Source organism: Streptomyces sp. NPDC057702 (assembly GCF_042799315.1).
In the GTDB taxonomy this organism is placed as follows: Bacteria; Actinomycetota; Actinomycetes; order Streptomycetales; family Streptomycetaceae; genus Streptomyces.
This window is the reverse complement of the sequence record NZ_JBHVJC010000042.1, coordinates 22,593-37,380: the sequence shown is the minus strand read 5'-3', so window position 1 is coordinate 37,380 and position 14,788 is coordinate 22,593. Positions and strand designations below refer to the sequence as shown.

Annotated in this window: 12 protein-coding genes and 1 tRNA gene; 10 read left to right on the top strand and 3 right to left on the bottom strand. The window is 71.8% G+C overall.

Translation table 11 applies throughout. From position 1 onward, the window contains the following. Positions 1-406 precede the first annotated feature (406 nt). The 4 genes from ACFVFR_RS27130 (at position 407) to ACFVFR_RS27115 (ending at position 4,758) form a co-directional block, all read left to right on the top strand. Positions 407-1,084: a M48 family metallopeptidase gene (locus ACFVFR_RS27130; RefSeq protein ID WP_383706310.1), complete on the top strand. Its 678-nt coding sequence runs from the start codon at positions 407-409 to the stop codon at positions 1,082-1,084. Positions 1,085-1,475: 391 nt separating this feature from the next. After that, entirely contained in the window at positions 1,476-3,284 is a 1,809-nt protein-coding gene (locus tag ACFVFR_RS27125) for a TerD family protein (RefSeq protein ID WP_383706308.1), read from the top strand. Positions 3,285-3,295: 11 nt separating this feature from the next. Next, a complete protein-coding gene (locus ACFVFR_RS27120; RefSeq protein WP_383706306.1) occupies positions 3,296-3,979 on the top strand; it encodes an AIM24 family protein in 684 nt (227 codons plus the stop codon). Positions 3,980-3,993: 14 nt separating this feature from the next. Continuing rightward, complete coding sequence (locus ACFVFR_RS27115; RefSeq protein ID WP_383706304.1) at positions 3,994-4,758, top strand: AIM24 family protein; 765 nt, start codon at positions 3,994-3,996, stop codon at positions 4,756-4,758. A 124-nt stretch (positions 4,759-4,882) separates the two neighbouring features. On the opposite strand, the gene ACFVFR_RS27110 is transcribed toward ACFVFR_RS27115, so the two are convergent. Together ACFVFR_RS27110 and ACFVFR_RS27105 are read right to left on the bottom strand one after the other, a co-directional pair. Then, a complete protein-coding gene (locus ACFVFR_RS27110) occupies positions 4,883-5,422 on the bottom strand; it encodes an NUDIX domain-containing protein (protein WP_383706302.1) in 540 nt (179 codons plus the stop codon). Next, positions 5,419-6,921 (bottom strand): zinc-dependent metalloprotease, encoded by a 1,503-nt coding sequence (locus ACFVFR_RS27105; protein WP_383706300.1) that lies wholly within the window; start codon positions 6,919-6,921, stop codon positions 5,419-5,421. The genes ACFVFR_RS27110 and ACFVFR_RS27105 overlap by 4 nt, the downstream gene beginning before the upstream one ends. 191 nt (positions 6,922-7,112) lie before the next feature. Between ACFVFR_RS27105 and ACFVFR_RS27100 the strand changes: the two genes are divergently transcribed. The 4 genes from ACFVFR_RS27100 to ACFVFR_RS27085 all read left to right on the top strand — a co-directional run bounded on the left by ACFVFR_RS27100 (position 7,113) and on the right by ACFVFR_RS27085 (position 10,540). Then, on the top strand, positions 7,113-8,255 hold the full coding sequence (locus ACFVFR_RS27100; protein ID WP_383706298.1) for an SDR family oxidoreductase: 1,143 nt from the start codon (positions 7,113-7,115) through the stop codon (positions 8,253-8,255). A gap of 128 nt (positions 8,256-8,383) precedes the next feature. Further along, a complete protein-coding gene (locus ACFVFR_RS27095) occupies positions 8,384-8,860 on the top strand; it encodes a molybdenum cofactor biosynthesis protein MoaE (RefSeq protein ID WP_383706296.1) in 477 nt (158 codons plus the stop codon). A gap of 175 nt (positions 8,861-9,035) precedes the next feature. Next, positions 9,036-9,206 carry a hypothetical protein gene (locus ACFVFR_RS27090; protein ID WP_383706294.1) on the top strand — a complete coding sequence of 57 codons (171 nt, stop codon included), beginning with the start codon at positions 9,036-9,038 and terminating at the stop codon, positions 9,204-9,206. A 227-nt stretch (positions 9,207-9,433) separates the two neighbouring features. After that, positions 9,434-10,540: a PDZ domain-containing protein gene (locus tag ACFVFR_RS27085; RefSeq protein ID WP_383706292.1), complete on the top strand. Its 1,107-nt coding sequence runs from the start codon at positions 9,434-9,436 to the stop codon at positions 10,538-10,540. A 187-nt stretch (positions 10,541-10,727) separates the two neighbouring features. Here ACFVFR_RS27085 and ACFVFR_RS27080 read toward each other — a convergent pair whose 3' ends face one another. Next, on the bottom strand, positions 10,728-11,294 hold the full coding sequence (locus ACFVFR_RS27080) for a PPA1309 family protein (protein ID WP_383706290.1): 567 nt from the start codon (positions 11,292-11,294) through the stop codon (positions 10,728-10,730). 144 nt (positions 11,295-11,438) lie between these two features. Between ACFVFR_RS27080 and ACFVFR_RS27075 the strand changes: the two genes are divergently transcribed. Together ACFVFR_RS27075 and ACFVFR_RS27070 are read left to right on the top strand one after the other, a co-directional pair. Beyond that, positions 11,439-14,465: a UPF0182 family protein gene (locus ACFVFR_RS27075; protein ID WP_383706345.1), complete on the top strand. Its 3,027-nt coding sequence runs from the start codon at positions 11,439-11,441 to the stop codon at positions 14,463-14,465. 41 nt (positions 14,466-14,506) lie between these two features. Then, positions 14,507-14,580: transfer RNA gene (locus ACFVFR_RS27070), tRNA-Met, on the top strand. Positions 14,581-14,788: the final 208 nt, after the last annotated feature.

Below are 14,788 nucleotides of genomic sequence, written 5' to 3'. Positions count from 1 at the left end.
CACACGCGCGCTCGGTGCCGACGGCGGCGCGGCGAGATCCGGAGACCGCGGCGGGCCCGACCGGTGTCGGGGCGGGGTCACGGGATGTGGCGTGGCGGCCCGGGGCGCGGGGGGACGCGACGGGGGTGGCGATCCCGGTAGGCGACGGGAGCCGGTGGTCTGTCGTGGCGTCGGACGCGTGGAGCGCATCGTTCCCCTTTCTTGGTGCCGACGGTGTGGGCTGCGGCCGGATGGCGTGCCGGGTGTTTCCTCGTGGCCTCAGCATGGGCGCTTCGGTCGACGGCTGCCGAGAGTTATCCACAGGCGCCCGCGATAGTCGTACAAGCTGTTCGGGTGGGTGGGCGGTTCGTTCGTCCTCCGCGTGCGGGGCGGGACTTCACGTACCGCTAGCGGGTAACGTCGGGGCGTGCCCGCCGATCCATCCCCTCGCTTTTCTTCGAGAACCCGCCCGGGTGAGGGTTCCTCCAGCGAAAGCTGGGGGAGTGCCGCCGGGGAGGCCCCGTTGCAGAGCGTCCCCAGAGCCCAGCGCCTCCCCGCCGCCCCCCAGCGTCGAGACCTTCAGGCGAGTGCCGTCGAGATCAGGCGCAGCAGCCGCCGGCGCCGTACGGTCCACGCCTACCGCGAGGGCGACCGCACCATCGTCCTGCTCCCGGCCCGGATGTCGGAGGCGGAGGAGCAGCGCTGGGTGAGCGTGATGCTCGACAAGCTCGCGGCGCAGGAGAGCAAGCGGATGCTGGGCGACGCCGACCTGGCGGCGCGCGCGCGAACGCTCTCCGAGCAGTACCTGGCCGGGCGGGCCACGCCGAACACCGTCCGCTGGGTCACCAACCAGAACACCCGCTGGGGCTCCTGCACCCCGGCCGAGGGCAGCATCCGGCTCTCGCACCGGTTGCAGGGCATGCCGGAGTACGTGCTGGACTACGTGTTGCTGCACGAACTGGCCCACCTCCTGGTGCCGGGCCACGGGCCCCGCTTCTGGCGGCTGCTCGACGCCTATCCGCGTACGGAGCGAGCACGCGGCTACCTGGAGGGCGTCGTGGCGGCGAGCCGGCTGCCGCACCTGCCCGAAGCGCGCGGCGAGTAACGCGCCCCCGCCGCCCACCACGCGCCGCGAACCCGGCCCCGCGCGCCACGCGTCCCGCCGCCCCCGGCCTCCGAACCGGTCCGGAGCGCTCCGAGCCCGGCCCACGCGCCGCGAACCGAGCCGCCCCGCGCCCCCGGCCGGCCCACCACGCCCCACACCCGGCCCCGCCCTCACGTGTCCCCGACACCCCTCCACCACGCCCCGCGACCCCGTCGCCCCGCGCCCGCCGCGGACCGCCGTCGTCCCCGCCCGCCGCGCCCCGCGCCCGTGGACGCGGGCGTACGCACGGGGCGGGGGGCCCGCTCGCCCCGGTATCCCCCATCCGCGCTGCCAGCGGTTAGCCTGACGCGCAACGCACTCACGGTTTCGGGATGGGGGACGGTCGTTACGTATGGCCAGGGAATTCCAGCGCGGCCACAAGGCCAAGATCAGTGATCTGACGGCAGGGAGGGACCTGTACGTCGGCGTGCAGATCGCCGGGTCCGGGCTGTCCTTCGACATCAGTTGCTTCGGCCTCGACGCCGACGAGCGGCTCTCCGACGACCGCTACTTCATCTTCTTCAACCAGCCCAAGTCGCCCGAGGAGGCGATCCAGCAGCTCGGCGCGCAGGCCGGGGACACCGAGTCCTTCCGGGTCACGCTGGACAGCGTCCCGGAGCGCATCCAGAAGCTGTCGTTCACCGCGACCATCGACGGCGCCGGCCAGATGTCGCAGGTCGGGCCCGGGTACATCCGCATCGTGGCCGGCGGGGAAGAGGTCGCGCGGTACGCGTTCACCGGTGCGGAGTTCAGCACCGAGCGCGCCGTGATGCTCGGCGACTTCTATCTCAAGGACGTCTGGCGGTTCGCCGCCGTCGGCCAGGGTTTCGACGGCGGGCTCGAAGCGCTGCTCAAGAACTTCGGCGGCGAGGTCGCGGAGGAGGAGCCCGCACCGGCCCCCGCACCCGCCCAGGGCGCGGCCCCCGGCTTCGCCCCGCCCGGTGGCGGCCAGGCCGCCCCGGCCCCCGCACCCGCCCCGCCCCCCGCCTTCGGCGCGCCCGCCGCCGGCCCGCCGCAGGCCCCCGCCCCGCACGTCCCCGCGCCCCAGGCCCCGGCCCCGCAGGCCCCCGCCCCGCACCAGCCCCAGGCGCCAGCACCCGCACCGGCGCCCCTGCACTCGGCCCCGACCGTGGTCGCGCCCCTCGCGCCCCTCGCGCCCCCCGGCGGCCCCGTGCCGCCCCCGGGCCAGCCCGGCCAGCCGCAGGGCTACCCCGGACAGCCCGCGCCGTACAGCACGCCCGGTGGCGGCCAGAGCGCACCCGGCCAGTTCACCCCCGGCCAGCCCGCGCCGCCACAGGCCCCCTACGGCCAGCCGCAGGGCCAGCCGGCACCCTTCCCCGGTCAGCCCTTCCCCGGCCAGCCCGGCGCGCCCGGGTACCCGGGCCAGCCCGCCCCGTACGGCCAGCCACACCCCGGCCAGCCCCAGGGCTACCCGGGTCAGCAGCCGGGCCAGGTCACCCCGTACGGACAGCCCGTCCCGGGCCAGGGTGGGCCGGGAGCCGCCGGCGTGCAGGCGGCGCTCGCCAAGTACCGCGAGGCGCCCACCGGCCAGCGCTGGACGCCGCAGAACCCCCGTCTGATCCGCGTGGACCTGGGCGTGGGCGGCCAGCCCGTGCTCGCCAAGCAGGGCACGATGGTGCTCTACCAGGGCAAGGTCGACTTCAGCTACAAGGGCGCCGGGTTCCGGGGCCGCGTGGTGGGCAACGCGACCGGCCAGGAGATGCAGCTCATGCGCTGTACGGGCCAGGGCCAGGTGTTCTTCGCGGAGAACGCGGCCGAGGTCCACCCCGTCGAACTCCAGGGCGACGCGATCTGCGTGTCCGCCGAGAACGTGCTGGCCTTCGACGAGTCGCTCCAGCACGAGGTCCGTCGTATCGAGGGCCACGGCATCCCCGGCGGCGCCCTGTTCACCATGCAGTTCCAGGGCACCGGCACCGTCGTCGTCAAGACCCAGGGCACCCCCGTGGTGCTGCCCGTCACGCCCACGACGTTCGCCGACAGCAACGCCATCGTCGCCTGGTCCGCCGCCGCCCAGGTGATCATCTCCAGCCAGGTGCGCCTGCGCCGCAACGCCTTCCCCGGCCACAGCGGAGAAGCCGTGAACCTCCAGTTCCGGGGCGCACCCGGCAACTTCATCGTCGTCCAGCCCTACGAGGTCTGAGGGAGCCCGTCATGAACCAGCACCTCCTTTCGGGCTACGCCCCGACCCCGGTCACCGCGCGCATGGAGAACCACGGCAGCAGCATGCTCAAGGTCGCCATGCAAAGCGGCCAGGACCTGTTCGCCCGCACCGGCTCGATGGTGGCCTACGAGGGCTTCGTCCAGTACGAGCCCAACCCGCCCGCCGTGCGCCAGATGGCCTCCCAGTGGCTCACCGGTGAGGGCGCGCCGCTGATGAAGTGCAGCGGCGACGGGCTGCTCTACCTCGCCGACTACGGCGCGGACGTGGTGTGCATCAACCTGGCCGGCGACTCGCTCTCGGTCAACGGCACCAACCTGCTCGCCTTCGACGCACACCTCCAGTGGGGCGTGCAGCGCGTCAAGGGCATGGCCAAGTTCGCCGGCCAGGGCCTGTTCAACGTCGGCGTCTCGGGAACCGGCTGGGTCGCCCTCACCTCGCGCGGCACGCCCATCGTGGTGGACTGCGGGCGCGGCGAGGACGAGACGTACGTCGACCCGGACGCCCTCGTGGCCTGGTCGACCAACCTCAAGATGAAGGGGAAGCGCAGCTTCAAGGCTTCCTCGATGATCGGCCGGGGCAGCGGCGAGGCGTACCAGCTCGGCTTCTCCGGCCAGGGCTTCGTCGTGGTCCAGCCCAGCGAGGACAGCACCGACCGGCTCCGGGCACGGGGCTGAGGGGAGAAGACGACATGCACAGTCCGCTGTTCGGCCTCACCGAGGCGCAGACGCAGGACCGGTACGCGATGCAGAACGCCCAACTGCTGCGGGTCTCCCTGACCGGCCACGACGACGTGCTCGCCCGCAAGGGCTCGATGGTCGCCTACCAGGGGCTCATCGAGTTCGACGGGGAGTACCAGACGCAGGGCCAGCGCCGTGCGCGCGCCCAGACCGGCGAGGGCCTGGACCTGATGCGCTGCTCGGGGCAGGGCGTCGTCTACTTCGCCAACCTGGCGCAGTACGTGCACGTGGTGGACGTCGACCACGACGGGCTCACCGTCGACAGCGCGTACGTCCTGGCGCTCGACTCCGGGCTGCACTGGGAGACCATCGCGGTCGACAGCCAGTACGGCGTCTCCGGCTCGGGCAAGTACAACCTCAACATCTCCGGCCAGGGCAAGGTCGCGCTGATGACCTCCGGGCAGCCGCTGATGCTCCAGGTCACGCCCGACAAGTACGTCAACGCCGACGCCGACGCCATCGTGGCGTGGTCCAGCTCGCTACGCGTCCAGATGCAGGCCCAGACCCACTCCTCGGGCGTGTGGCGCCGGCGCGGCAACACCGGCGAGGGCTGGGAGCTGAGCTTCCTCGGCCAGGGGTACGCTCTCGTCCAGCCCAGCGAGCTGCTGCCACCGCAGAACGCGGTGGTCGGGCAGGGCGTCGCGGCCCAGTTCGGCATGGGCCAGCAGGGCGCGCACGGGCAGAACCAGGGCAACATCTGGTCCAACAACCGCTGACCAGGTACGACGCCCAGGCGGGCCGGGATGGTGGTGTCCATCCCGGCCCGCCGGTCTCCTCTCCCCGTGCTGTGTGCGGCCGGCGCGGACGCGGCGGACCGCGTTCGCCCGGCGCGCGCCGGGCTCACAGCAGCGTGCGCGTACGCTCCACCAGACGGACCACCGAGTCGTCCGCCACCGCCGCCACCTCCGCGTAGCCGAACCAGCGCACGTCCAGCGACTCGTCACTGACCGTGGCCCGCGCGTCGGCCGGCGCCAGCGCCGCGTACTGCACGTCCAGGTGCCAGGCACAGGGTGTGTGGTGCCGGTCCAGGCGCACCGGGCCGCCCGGCAGCAGGGTCAGCCCCGCGATGCCCGACTCCTCCTCCGCCTCACGCAACGCCGCCTCCGCCAGCGTGGCGTCCGCCGGCTCGCAGTGGCCGCCCATCTGGAGCCACATCCGCAGCTTGCGGTGCAGGGTGAGCAACACCCGCTCCCCAAAGGGGTCGACGATCAGCGCACTGGCCGTCAGATGCCCCTGCTGACACGCCTTCCACATGCCGTCCGGATACGCGGCCAGGTGCTCCGTGTACGCCTGACGCAGCCGCTCCTGCTCCGCGTCGGGCGCGGGCCACTCCGCCAGCACCCGCGCGGCCCGCTCGCGCAGCGTCGCCGCCTCCGTCACCGGCCGCGCTCGCCGCCGGCGTCGCCCTCGCCGCCCTGGTCACCCTCGTCCCGGCGGTCACCCGGGGCGCCACCCGGCTGGTCGGGGGAGACGTCGCCGGCGGCCGGGTCGTCGTCCTTGCGCAGACTCGGGCCGTTCGCCGCCTCGCCCAGCATCTTGTCCAGCTCGGAGAAGTCGAGCTGCTCGCGGTGGACGAAACCGTCCGGGTCGTCCAGGTCGGCGGCGGTGGGCAGCATGTCCGGGTGCTCCCACAGGGCGTCCCGGCCGTCCAGGCCACGGGCGTCGGTGAGCGAGGCCCACAGCCGCGCCGCGTCGCGCAGCCGCCGGGGCCGCAGCTCCAGACCGATCAGGGTGGCGAAGGTCTGCTCGGCGGGCCCACCGCTGGCGCGGCGGCGGCGCAGCGTCTCGCGCAGCGCGTCGGCGGACGGCAGGTGCGGTGCCGCCGCAGCGTGCACGACCGCGTCCACCCAGCCCTCGACCAGCGCCAACGCCGTCTCCAGCCGGGCCAGGGCGGCCTTTTGCTCCGGAGTGTCCTCGGGCTGGAACATGCCCTGCTGGAGCGCCTCCTGAAGCTGCTCGGGGTGGGTCGGGTCGAGCTGACCCACCGCGTCCTCCAGCTTGGCGGTGTCCACCTTGATGCCCCGCGCGTACCCCTCGACCGCGCCGAACAGGTGCGAGCGCAGCCACGGCACGTGCGCGAACAACCGCTGGTGGGCCGCCTCGCGCAGCGCCAGGTACAGCCGCACCTCCTCCTGGCGCACGCCCAGGCCCGAACCGAACGCCTCGACGTTCGCCGGCAGCAGCGCGGCCTTGCCCGCGGGCCCCAGCGGCAGCCCGACGTCGGTGGAGCCGACCACCTCACCGGCCAGCACACCCAGGGCCTGCCCGATCTGCGTGCCGAACATCGCGCCGCCCATGGAACGCATCATGCCGAGCAGCGGGCCGGCCATGGCCTGCATCTCCTCCGGCAACACGTTGCCCATCGCCGAACCGACCTGCTCGGCGACCGGGTCCACCAGGTCCTTCCAGACCGGCAGGGTCGCCTCGACCCACTCGGCCCGACTCCAGGCCACCGCCGACGCGGCGCCCGAGGGCAGCGACGTCACGCCGTCCAGCCACAGGTCGGCCAGGCGCACGGCCTCCTCGACCGCGGCCCGCTCCTTGGGACCGACGCTCACGTCCTTGCTCTGGCCCTCGCCCTGCCCGGCCGCGCCGCCCTGCGCCACGGTCTGGCGGGCGATGTCCTTGGCCATGTCCCAGTTCACCGGGCCGCCCTCGTACGAGAGCATCTGGCCGAGCTGCTGGAAGGCGGCGCCCAGGTCGTTCGGGTTCAGCGAACCGAACATCGCGGCGAACGGGTTGTCCGCGCCGCTGCCCCCGCCGAAGCCGAACGGATTCGCGGGCCCCGGGCCACCGCCCTGGTTGCCCTTCTTCTTGCCGTCGTCGCCGTCCTCCGGCTCCTCCGGCGGAAGGCCAAATCCAAATGGGGTGTCACTCACGGGTTTCCTCGGCTCGTAGGGCCGTCGGCTCGGGGCCGGCGGCGACTGCCCGACAACACCACCAGCGTAGACACCCAGCCGCTATCCGGGCTCGGTGCTTCGCCGACCGGATGCCTGCGGCAGGATGGACAGCGCCTGGTACGTACGCGTCAGTTCTCTTACGTACAGAAGACAACCGCTGGAGCCGCCCGGTGAGTTCCCCAGATCCGACCGTTCGCGCAGCGCGAAACGATCCGCCCTCCGAGCCTTCGGCCCGGGAGGAGCCGTCCTCCGCGCCCCCGCGCCGCCCCGTCGTCGCCGTCACGGGGGCCGCCTCGGGCGTCGGCGCGCTGCTGACCCGCAGACTCACCGAGTCCGACGAGGTCAAGCGGGTGCTGGCCATCGACGAACGGCGGGGCGAGGTGGAGGAGGCGCGCTGGCACGTCCTCGACGTACGCGACCCGCTCATCGCCGACCGGCTGCGCGGCGCCGACGTCGTGGTCCACCTCGCCACCGACCTGGACCTGGAGACCGACGCCGAGGCCAGGACGGCGTACAACGTGCGCGGCACCCAGACCGTGCTCACCGCCGCCGCGGCGGCCGGGGTGCGCCGCGTGGTGCTGTGCACCTCGGCCATGGTCTACGGAGCGCTGGCCGACAACGACGTACCGCTCTCCGAGGACGCCGAGCTGCGCGCCACCGCCGAGGCCACCGGCGTCGGCGACCTGCTGGAGATCGAGGAGCTCGCCCGGCGCGCGCCTCGCGCGCACCCCGGCCTGAACGTCACGGTGCTACGCCCCGCACTGCTGGTCGGCGGCACCGACACCGCCCTGACCCGCTACTTCGAGTCGCCCCGGCTGCTCGTGGTCGCCGGCTCGCGCCCCACCTGGCAGTTCTGCCATGTGGAAGACCTGGTCAGCGCCCTGGAGTACGCGGTACTCGAAAGGGTCGAGGGCGAGCTGGCCGTGGGCTGCGACGGCTGGCTGGAGCAGGAGGAGGTCGAGGAGCTGACCGGCATCCGGCGCATGGAGCTGCCCTCGGCCGTGGCCCTGGGCGCCGCCTCCCGGCTGCACCGGCTCGGCCTCACCCCCTCCCCGGCCGGCGACCTCGCGTACACCATGCACCCCTGGGTGGTCAGCGGCAGCCGGCTGCACGACGCCGGCTGGCGACCCCGGTGGACCAACGAGGACGTGCTGGCCGAGCTCCTGGAGGAGGTCGCGGGCCGTCGCACGGTGGCCGGGCGCCGGCTCGGCCGCAAGGACGCGACGACGCTCGGCGCGGCCGGCGCCACCGTCGCCCTGGTCGGCACCGCCGCGCTGGTCCGCCGCGCGCGCAAGGCCCGCAGACGGCTCTAGCCCCCCGCCCGCGACGACCGGGGCCGCACCCCGACGCGAGGCCGGGCCGAGGGGGCCGGGCGGGCGAAGCGGGGCGCGACCGGCGAGGGGGCCGTGCCGCTGCCGCCGGGCCCGCCGCGTGCGGCACGATGGACGCCATGGCACACACGGACGATTCACACACGGACGCGCGCGCGGCGGCCGACCCCATCAGGCTGCTGGCCATCCGTGAGACACCGCTCTCCGTGGACGAGGTGTTCGCCGCGGTGGGCGACGCCGCCGCGGGCGGCACCGCGCTCTTCGTCGGCACCGTACGCGACCACGACGGCCCACGGGACGCGCCGGTCACCGGGCTCGGCTACTCGGCCCACCCCAGCGTCGCGGCCGAGCTGCGCCGGGTGGCGGAGAAGGTCGTCGCCGACTTCCCCGTCCGCGCGCTGGCCGCCGTGCACCGGGTCGGCGACCTGGTCGTGGGAGACCTGGCCGTGGTGGTCGCGGTCTCCTGCCCGCACCGCGCGGAGGCGTTCGCGGCCTGCCGTCGGCTGATCGACGACCTCAAGGCCGAGGTCCCGATCTGGAAGCACCAGACCTTCGGCGACGGCGACCAGGAATGGGTCGGTGTGTGAGGCATCCTCCGGGCCCCGAGGCGCGTCTAGGAGGACAGCGGCGCTCCAGGGGCGTGGGACGGGACGCGAAAACCCGTGCGGTTGCGTAACCCCGCCCCTGCCGTGAGCGTTGTGCTGGCAGACGATTAATCTGCTCATCTGCCAGTCGCGGGTGTGTAAGGGGATTGGAACCGCTGTGGGTGTGCTCGTGTGGTTGGTCATTCCGCTCATCGCCGCCGGCGCGGCCGTCGTCTACACCACCTGGGCCGCGCGCGACCGCAGGGCCGGGGACGTCGCCGAGGTCGCGGGGTACGAGCGCTTCCGCGAGGCGATGCAGCGCTCGCATTCCAGTTCCGGCTCCGCCTGACCCCGACGCCGCCCACGCCCGCCGTTCGCGTGCGCGATCGCGGCTCCCGCCACGGCCCACCGCGCCCGGAGCCGCACCCGGACCCGGCGTCACACCAGCGCCCCGTGCGGGCCCTCCTCCGACGGCGGATGCCTGTCCGGGGCCGTCCGTCCGGGCACCGGGCGAGCCGGCCCCCGGACGGACGGCCCCGGAGGTGAACTCACAGGCCCGTCCCGTACTGTCGTTCCATGCCACGCCGCACCGCCACGCTGCTCGCCTCGCTCCTGACGCTCATCGCGTTGCTCTGCGCGGGGGTGCTGATACCCGTGCCGTACGCGGAGATGAGCCCCGGCCTGACGGTCAACACGCTCGGGAAGCACAAGGGCGAGACGGTACTCCAGATCAACGGGGAGAAGACCTATCCCACCCGCGGTCACCTCAACATGACCACGGTGCAGGTCACCAACTCGGAGTACAAGATGAACCTCGTCGAGGCGATGTACGGCTGGTTCTCGCACGACCGGCTGGTGGTGCCGCACAAGACGCTCTACCCGGACGACAAGTCCGCGGACGAGGTCAACCAGGAGAACGCCGAGGAGTTCAGCCAGTCCCAGGAGGCCGCCAAGGTCGCCGCGCTGCGCGAGCTGAAGAAGCGTGACCTGCTCGACGTCAAGCTCGGGTCGCACATCGTGGTGGGCAGCGTCGCCAAGGGCAGCCCCGCCGAGGGCAACCTGCACGCCGGTGACGCGATCAAGGCCGTGGACGGCACGGCGGTGCACAGCCCCTCCGACGTGGTCAGGCTCGTCAGCCAGCACAAGCCGGGCGACAAGACGGTCTTCACGGTGATCCCGGCGCAGCGTGTGGCCGCCGCCGAGAAGCAGCACAAGGAACCGAAGGGCGCCCAGAACGTCACCCTCACCACGGTGAAGGCCCCGGAGGAGGAGCGGGCGATGATCGGCATCCAGGCCGCCGTCGACTACACGTTCCCCTTCGACATCGACATCCGGGTCAGCGACGTCGGCGGCCCCAGCGCCGGGCTGATGTTCTCGCTCGGCATCATCGACAAGCTCACCCCCGGCGACCTGAACGGCGGCGAGTTCGTCGCCGGCACCGGAACCATCGACGAGACCGGCAAGGTCGGCCCCATCGGCGGCATCGCGATGAAGACCGTCGGCGCCCGCAACAAGGGCGCCACCTACTTCCTCACCCCGGAGGCCAACTGCGCCACCGCCTCCCGCGACATCCCCGACGGGCTCACGCTCGTCAAGGTGAGCGACCTGGACGACGCGATGGACTCGCTGGCCAAGATCCGCGAGAAGAAGACGGACCAGCTCCCGAGCTGCCCGACGAGCTGACCGCCGCAGGCCACGGCGGGCCGCGAGCCGGAGCGGGGCGAGACCTGGAGCGGGGCGGGCCGCGAGCCGGAGCGGGGCGAGACCTGGAGCGGGGCGGGCCGCGAGCCGGGGCGTGGCGTGGGCCCCGAGGCGGCGCGTTCCCCGCGCCGCTCCCCGGGGGCCCGGCGCCCCGTCGACCCGAAAGCCCTCAGACCTCGAACGTGGCGGCCAGCGCCTCCGCGAGGCCGGGCACCAGATCGGCCCCGGTCAGCACCTCGGTGGGGCTGTCCTTCTCGCGCAGCCGCAGCGCCGACTCGCGCGCCCCGTCACGCAGCACCGCGACCGTCATCCGGACCTCCTGCCGCCCGGGCTGCCGGGCCACCCAGCTCGCCAGCTCTCGCTCGTCCAGCCCCTCGGGCATGGTCGCCTCGGCCGCCGCAGGCAGCATCAGCCGCTCCACGACCAGCGCGCAGCCGGCGACGGCGTCAGGCCAGGCGATGGTGCCGAGGAACTCGTCCAGCGCGGCGCCAGCGGGCAGCTCGTCCTGCTCAATGGGGGTCAGGGAGCCGGCGGAACCATCGGTTTCGAGGCCGAGCTGCTGGGCGAGCTGGGGTTCGTCGGCGCGCAGCCGGGCCGTGTCGACCAGGGCGAACAGCCGCGCGGGCTGGTCCCAGCCGAGACCGGCCGCGTACTCGTCGAGTTCCAGTACGGCACGGGTGAGGGGGCTCGCCGCCATCGGAGGCGCGGGCGTGGAATCCGGGGGAAGGTTGGACATGGTCAATATCGTGCCTTGAACGGACCCGAAAACGGGAACTGAGTAAAGCCTGAGTAAGTTGCATCAGTGGGCCCTAGTATCTCGGGGCTGCTTTACCACGCTTCATCGACACCGAACTTCGAGGTGCGCACCTTGGCTTTCCAGATGCCGGACCGCGGCGGAGGCCCGACCGGGCCACGGATCAGAGTCGGGCGACCGTCCCGGCGGGTCCGGACCCTGCTCATGACGTTGGGCGTGTTGGCCGTGCTGGCCATGGGCTTCGTCATGTTCGCGGGGTTCTGGACGGACTGGCTGTGGTACCGGTCAGTGCACTACTCGTCGGTCTTCAGGACCACCCTGGTGACCAAGATCGGACTCTTCTTCGTCTTCGGCCTGCTCATGGCCGTCGCCGTTGGGGTGAACATCTGGCTGGCACACCGGCTGCGTCCGCCGCTCAGCGCGATGTCGTTGGAGCAGCAGTCCCTCGACCGCTACCGGATGGGCATCGACCCGTACAAGAAGTGGCTGCTGATCGGCGTCACCGCGCTGGTCGGGCTCATCTCGGGCGCCTCCGCGTCGGGCCAGTGGCGCACCTGGCTGCTGTGGGTCAACGGGGTCTCGTTCGGCCAGAAGGACGCGCAGTTTCACAAGGACGTGTCCTTCTACGCGTTCGATCTGCCCTGGTACCGCTTCCTGCTGAGCTTCGGCTTCGCGGCCACCGTCCTGTCGCTGATCGCCGCCACGCTGGTGCACTACCTGTACGGCGGGCTGCGCATCACCAGCCCCGGCGCCCGCGCCACGGGAGCGGCCACCGGCCATCTGTCGGTGCTGCTCGGCGTCTTCGTCGCGCTCAAGGCCGTCGCGTACTGGCTGGACCGGTACGGCCTCGCGGTGAAGTCGAGCGACCTGAAGGAGACCGGCAACTGGACCGGTCTGAAGTACGTCGACGCCAACGCCTACCTGCCGGCGAAGACCATCCTCTTCTGCATCGCCGTGATCTGCGCGCTGCTGTTCTTCGCGACGCTGTGGCGGCGCACCTGGCAGCTTCCGGTGATCGGCTTCGGCCTGATGGTGCTCTCGGCGATCCTGATCGGCGGGCTCTACCCGGCGATCGTGCAGAAGTTCCAGGTCCAGCCGAACGAGCAGGCCAAGGAAGCGCCGTACATCAAGAAGAACATCGAGGCCACGCGCAAGGCGTACGACATCGCTGACACGGACGTCAGGGACTACCGGGGCGAGAGCGACAAGGACCCGAAGACGCTGCGCGCCAAGGTCGACTCGACGGCCAGCCTGCGACTGCTCGACCCGAACGTGGTCTCGCCCACCGTCCAGCAGCTCCAGCAGGTCCGCGGTTACTACCAGTTCCCGCAGACCCTGGACGTGGACCGGTACAAGACCGCGGACGGCAAGGACCAGGACACCGTCATCGGCCTGCGCGAGATCAACACCAAGGGCATCCCCGAGCGCAACTGGATCAACGACCACTTCAAGTACACCCACGGCTACGGCGCCGTGACCGCCAAGGGCACCGAGACCACCGGGACCGGCGCCCCCTCCTTCATGGAGCGCAACCTCCCCTCGCAGGGCCAGTTCGGCACCTACGAGCAGCGCATCTACTACGGCGAGAAGACCACGCAGTACTCGATCGTCGGCGGCCCGCAGGAGGAGCTGGACTACTCCGGCGACAAGGGCGAGGAGAAGACGACCACGTACAAGGGCGACAGCGGGGTCAAGCTCGACAACCCGCTCAACCGCGCGGCGTACGCGGTCTCCTTCAACGAGCCGCAGATCCTCTACTCCGGGGCCATCGGCGAGGGCTCGCGCATCCTGTACAACCGCACGCCCAAGGAGCGGGTGGAGGCCGTCGCCCCGTGGCTGACCATCGACGGCGACGCCTACCCGGCGATCATCAAGGGCCGTATCCAGTGGATCGTGGACGCCTACACCACGACCAACGGCTACCCGTACGCCTCGCGCACCACCCTGGGCGACACCACGGCGGACTCGCTGACCGACGGCCAGCGCGAGGTCGTCGCGCAGGAGAACAAGGTCAACTACATCCGCAACTCGGTCAAGGCGACGGTCGACGCGTACGACGGGTCCGTCAACCTGTACGAGTGGGACACCAAGGACCCGGTTCTCAAGACGTGGCGCAAGGCGTTCCCCGGCACGGTCAAGGACTACGACCAGATCAGCCAGGACCTGAAGGACCACCTGCGCTACCCGCAGGACCTCTTCAAGGTGCAGCGCGAGCTGCTGACCCGCTACCACGTCACCGACCCGGAGCAGTTCTACAGCGGCAGTGAGGTCTGGCAGGTCCCCGACGACCCGACCAACAAGGGCAACTCGGTCCCGCCGTACTACCTGAGCATGCAGATGCCGGACCAGGACGCGAAGAAGTTCTCGCTGACGACCACCTTCACGCCGAACGACCGCGACAACCTGAGCGCGTTCATGGCGGTGGACGCGGACGCGCAGAGCAAGGGCTACGGCAAGATCAGAATCCTGAAGCTACGGCCGAACAACCCGGTCTCCGGACCCCAACAGGTGCAGAGCAAGTTCAACTCCGATCCCAAGATCGCCGAGAGCATCAGACTGCTCAAGGGCGGCGACTCGACGGTGGAGTACGGCAACCTGCTGACGGTCCCGCTCGACGAGGGACTGCTCTACGTGGAGCCGGTCTACGTCCGGGGCGCGGGGACGAACTACCCGCTGCTCAAGAAGGTCCTGGTGACCTACGGGGACGAGACGGCCTTCGAGGACTCGCTGGACAAGGCGCTCGACGTCGTCTTCGGCGAGAAGAAGGCCACCGACCCGACGAAGCCACCGGGCGACGGCGGTGAGCCCGACAAACCGTCGGCCGACCCGACCGTGCGCGAGGCCCTGAAGGACGCGCAGGACGCCATCACCGCGGGCCAGGAAGCGTTGCAGAAGCAGCCCCAGGACTGGGAGGCGTTCGGCAAGGCCCAGAAGGACCTGCAAGACGCCCTGGGCCGGGCCGAAAAGGCCGAGAAGGCCGCGGCCGACAAGGCCAAGGGCGGCGACAAGAACGCCGACAAGGACGCCGAGAAGAACGACGCCGACAAGGGCGGTGACAAGGGCGACGGGGACGGCGGCGCCGAACAGGCGTCGGCCCCCGGCGGCCAAGGGGCCGACCAGCCCGAGCGCACACCGGCCAGAGCCGACGGGTGAAGGAGCCCACCCCGCGTCGTGATACCTTAAGGGCACACCGACGCGGGGTGGAGCAGCTCGGTAGCTCGCTGGGCTCATAACCCAGAGGTCGCAGGTTCAAATCCTGTCCCCGCTACTCGAAAGACAAGGCCCGAATCCTCTTCAGGGGATTCGGGCCTTGTCGTGTGTGCGGGCCCAGATGGCCGACACGGGGCGCGGCACTCCGCGTCAGCAAGCGGCGCGGGACGCGACGCGCCGTGGGCATCGCGGGGAAACGGCCTCAACTGCGGTTTCGGAAGTCGTTCTGTCGGGAAGTCGATAAAACGCCGAATTGACCTCACCGC

Bases quoted from the DNA above. Each gene is read 5' to 3' on its own strand.
- ACFVFR_RS27080 (WP_383706290.1), bottom strand. From the start codon at position 11,294: ATGTCCAACCTTCCCCCGGATTCCACGCCCGCGCCTCCGATGGCGGCG.
- ACFVFR_RS27115 (WP_383706304.1), top strand. From the start codon at position 3,994: ATGCACAGTCCGCTGTTCGGCCTCACCGAGGCGCAGACGCAGGACCGG.
- ACFVFR_RS27095 (WP_383706296.1), top strand. From the start codon at position 8,384: ATGGACGCCATGGCACACACGGACGATTCACACACGGACGCGCGCGCG.
- ACFVFR_RS27120 (WP_383706306.1), top strand. From the start codon at position 3,296: ATGAACCAGCACCTCCTTTCGGGCTACGCCCCGACCCCGGTCACCGCG.
- ACFVFR_RS27125 (WP_383706308.1), top strand. From the start codon at position 1,476: ATGGCCAGGGAATTCCAGCGCGGCCACAAGGCCAAGATCAGTGATCTG.
- ACFVFR_RS27085 (WP_383706292.1), top strand. From the start codon at position 9,434: ATGCCACGCCGCACCGCCACGCTGCTCGCCTCGCTCCTGACGCTCATC.
- ACFVFR_RS27075 (WP_383706345.1), top strand. From the start codon at position 11,439: ATGCCGGACCGCGGCGGAGGCCCGACCGGGCCACGGATCAGAGTCGGG.